The organism is Acidovorax sp. HMWF018 (assembly GCF_003061035.1).
In the GTDB taxonomy this organism is placed as follows: domain Bacteria; phylum Pseudomonadota; class Gammaproteobacteria; order Burkholderiales; family Burkholderiaceae_C; genus Acidovorax; species Acidovorax delafieldii.
Genome location: NZ_QAIM01000569.1, coordinates 1 through 3,807 on the forward strand (window position 1 = coordinate 1; position 3,807 = coordinate 3,807).

A 3,807-nucleotide genomic window follows, 5' to 3' on the forward strand; every position below is an offset into this window, starting at 1 on the left:
CCGCTGGGTCGCAGGCCGCGCCAAGAAGGCCTGAGCCCTCTCCCCTCCCCCTGCTCGCCCTGCCCCGCAGGGAAAAGCCCCGCCGGACCTCCGCGCGGGGCTTTCGTTAAAATAGGGGTCAAAATAGCTTCAAGCGCAATCAAAACATGCGCCTGAAGCTATATTTTTAATAGCAAACAAGGAACTCCCATGGCACTGACCACCACTGCATCCGGCCTGCAATACGAAGACACCACCGTGGGCGAAGGCGCCGAAGCCACCAAGGGCCAAAACGTGTCGGTGCACTACACCGGCTGGCTGTACAACAACGGTGAGCAAGGAGCCAAGTTCGACTCCAGCCGCGACCGCAACGACCCTTTTGAATTTGCACTGGGCGCCGGCATGGTCATCAAGGGCTGGGACGAAGGCGTACAGGGCATGAAGATCGGCGGCCAGCGCACGCTGATCATCCCCGCCGCCCTGGGCTACGGTGCGCGCGGTGCGGGCGGCGTGATCCCCCCGAACGCCACGCTCAAGTTCGACGTGGAACTGCTCAAGGTGGGCCGCTGATCTCAGCCCCCTTCCGGTCTACATCGGCAAAACAAAAGCGGCCCCGGGCCGCTTTTTTCATGCCCGCGCATCTTGCAAACGGGCTGTGGCTGTGGAGCCCTCAGGCTCCTATCCATCAACACCAGTCCGGAACCCCGGGGCCTCAATCAAACAGCGCCTTGTCCAGCCGCTCGAACTTGGCATCACCCACCGCTTCCCGGATTTTGGGGGCCAGTGCCGCCAGGTCTTCAAAACTGCCTGCGCCCTCCACCGCGAGGTTCAAGCGAAACCCGCGCAAGCCCAGCGCCGCCGTCAGCTCCGTGGCGATGGGATACGCCGCCTGGTAGCGCTCCATGGGCGAACGCCCCGAGCCTTCGACGGGCGACGCCACCGTGCCCAGATCGGTGGCGGGAGCTTCTGCCAGCGTGGCGGAGGCAAGGGGTGCACCGGCAGCAACGGAGCCCACGACTGCGGCAGCCATCTGCCCCCCGACCGGCGCCAACAGCCCCTGGGCGATCATCGCCTGCACATCGTCCTGCGTGATGCCCATGGCCGCCGTGGCCGCCAAAATCTCCCCCGTGGTGCGCTTGCCGTCAAAAAGAATGAAGGCCGAACGCTGGCGCGAGCTCAGGCTGCCGTGACGATCCTTGAGTGCTTCCTGGCCTGCGGGGGTTTTGACGAGAACCATGAGTCTCCTAGTAGTGAGCAGTCGCGGGGGACGCCGCAAGGCTATCACCTGCGAACCAGAATCCCATGTTTTGGCACCTCTGCAAATCGGGGTTTACACATAACCCCCGCGCGGCGCCAACCCCTCACATCTCCGAGCGAATGCGTGGCAGCGGCGGTGCAGGCCGGGTGATCCAGCTGACCACCAAGGTAACGAGCAGGCCACAGGGCACACCAAACACCCCGGCCGAAATGGGCTGGATGCCGAACCACAACCCATCGGCCAGCAGCCAGCGCGGCAGCGCCTGCATGGCGGGCACATGCGACAGCATGTAGTACACCGTGATGGCCAGCCCGCCCAGCATGCCCGCCACCGCGCCTTGCCGCGTGGTGCCCCGCCAGAAGATGCCCAGCACCATCACCGGCACAAACGCCGACGCCGCCAGCGAGAAGGACGCCGACACCATGGGCAGGATTTCGGATGGCTTGAGCGCCGCCACAAACGCAGCCGACAAGGCCACGGCCAGCAGCGTGAACTTGGTCAGGATCACCCGCTGCTCGGGCGACGCCTGGCGGCGCGTGTCCTGGAAATACAGGTCGCGCACGAGCGCATTGCTGATGGTGAGCAGCAAGCCGTCGGCCGTGGACAGCGCCGCTGCCAGCCCCCCTGCCGCCACCAGGCCCGACACTACATACGGCAGCCCACCCAGTTCGGGCGTGGCCAGCATGATGAGGTCGGCCCCCAGCCGGATCTCACCAAACTGGATCAGGCCATCGCCGTTCACGTCTTCCACCGACAGCAGCGAGCTGTCCACCCGCGCCCACTGCGCCATCCAGGTGGGCAGGGCCTCAAAACTGCTGCCTACCAGGTTCTGCATGACCTCGAACTTCACCAGCACAGCCAGGGCGGGCGCACTGAGGTACAGCAGCGCAATGAAAAACAGCGACCAGCCCACCGACGCACGGGCCGCAGACACCGTGGGCGATGTGTAGTAGCGGGTCAGCAGGTGGGGCAGCCCGGCGGTGCCCACCATCAGGCAGAGCATCAGCGCCAGAAAATTGCGGCGCGTGAGCTCGTAGTCGCGTTGCTCCTCGGGGGTGCCGTGGGGGTCGCCGGCATAGGCCTGGCTGTGGGGCGGCAGCCCGCCCAAAGGACGCGCGCGCTCGTAGTTCTCGCGCATTTCGCGGGTCCAGCGCTCGCGGGCAGCTGCCGCATCGCGGGGCAGCGCCGCCAGCTCGCGGCTGGCGGAGACGATCAGGCCCACATCAGCATTCTGCGCACGCAGGGCCCGGATGCGCTCACGGCCCTTTTCGCGTTCCCGCTCCAGGGCGGCATCCACATCCTGCAGGCGCGCTTCGAAGTCCTTGGCGCGCTGCAGGTAAGCCTGCACCACCTGGTGTTCGGCCGGGGAGTCGAGTAACTGCGCCTCCAGGTCGGCAATCTTGCTGATCTGCGCGCCATATACCAATGGTGCCAGCGGGTTGCCCAGCTGCTTGTACGCAAGCCACGACACCGGGATCATGAACGCCAGCAGCAGCACGACGTACTGCGCCACCTGCGTCCAGGTGATGGCCCGCATGCCGCCCAGGAACGAGCACAACAGCACCCCGCCCAGGCCCAGCATGATGCCGATCTCGAACTGCACGCCGGTGAGGCGCGACGCAATCAGCCCCACGCCGTAGATCTGCGCCACCACGTAAGTGAAAGAGCACAACACGGCTGCCAGTGCGGCAATGACACGCGGCCAGCGCCCGCCAAAACGCACGTGAAAAAAGTCGGGCACGGTGTACAGGCCCATGGCGCGCAGGTGGGGTGCAATGAGCATGGCGACCAGACAGAAGCCCCCCGTCCACCCCAGCAGATAGGCCAGGCCACCTGCCTGCCCCGGCGTGCCCGAAAAGCCCTGCAGGTACAGCGCGCCCGACAGACTGATGAACGAGGCCGCACTCATCCAGTCGGCCGCCGTCGCCATGCCGTTGTACATGGGTGGAATGCGCCGCCCTGCCACGTAGTAGTCCTCAGGGTCCGTCGTGCGGCCGTACACGCCGATGCCGGCGTACACCATGACGGTGAGGAACAGAAAAATCGGGCCGATCCAGTGGCGCGACAGCCCCTGGTGCTCAGCCCAGGTCATCAGTGCCAGAAAGCCCAGCACCCCCGCCACGTACAGCGCCAGAATACGGTGCAGCCGCCACAAATAGGCGCGGTCCGCCTCGGCGCTGCTTGGCTTGCGCTCAGCCATGGGCGCGGTCTTCTGCGGGAGGGGCGGAAAGCTCCAACGCCTCGCGTTGCTGCTGGTCCTGCCGCTCAAAGTGGTTCATGGCCCAGCCGTAGGCGACCACGATGGCGATGAACACCAGCACAGCGCCCTGCGCCGCAATCCAGTAGCCCAGAGGCCAGCCCCCCACCACCAGTACCTGCAGGTCCCGGGCGAAGTAGGTGGCACCAAACGACACCAGAGCCCACAGCAGGAGCAAACCTGCTTTGAGCCACAGGTGGCGCACGTCGTGCAAGTCGGGGGGAAACGGCCCCGCCATCTCGGCGTCGGCGGGGCGGGTAGCGGGCTGCTGCAACGGCATCACTGGCGCGGCATCACGGACGCGATGGCGGGT

At 66.0% G+C, this 3,807-nt stretch carries 4 protein-coding genes; 1 reads left to right on the forward strand and 3 read right to left on the reverse strand.

From position 1 onward, the window contains the following. Positions 1–189: 189 nt before the first annotated feature. On the forward strand, positions 190–549 hold the full coding sequence (locus DBR23_RS24310) for an FKBP-type peptidyl-prolyl cis-trans isomerase (protein ID WP_056061897.1): 360 nt from the start codon (positions 190–192) through the stop codon (positions 547–549). A gap of 142 nt (positions 550–691) precedes the next feature. Here DBR23_RS24310 and DBR23_RS24315 read toward each other — a convergent pair whose 3' ends face one another. The 3 genes from DBR23_RS24315 to DBR23_RS24325 form a co-directional block, all read right to left on the reverse strand. After that, positions 692–1,216, reverse strand: a complete 525-nt coding sequence (locus DBR23_RS24315; protein ID WP_108499832.1) for a hypothetical protein — start codon at positions 1,214–1,216, stop codon at positions 692–694. Positions 1,217–1,340: 124 nt separating this feature from the next. Then, positions 1,341–3,437 carry a VC_2705 family sodium/solute symporter gene (locus tag DBR23_RS24320; protein ID WP_108499833.1) on the reverse strand — a complete coding sequence of 699 codons (2,097 nt, stop codon included), beginning with the start codon at positions 3,435–3,437 and terminating at the stop codon, positions 1,341–1,343. Continuing rightward, on the reverse strand, positions 3,430–3,774 hold the full coding sequence (locus tag DBR23_RS24325; RefSeq protein WP_056061890.1) for a DUF4212 domain-containing protein: 345 nt from the start codon (positions 3,772–3,774) through the stop codon (positions 3,430–3,432). The genes DBR23_RS24320 and DBR23_RS24325 overlap by 8 nt, the downstream gene beginning before the upstream one ends. Positions 3,775–3,807: the final 33 nt, after the last annotated feature.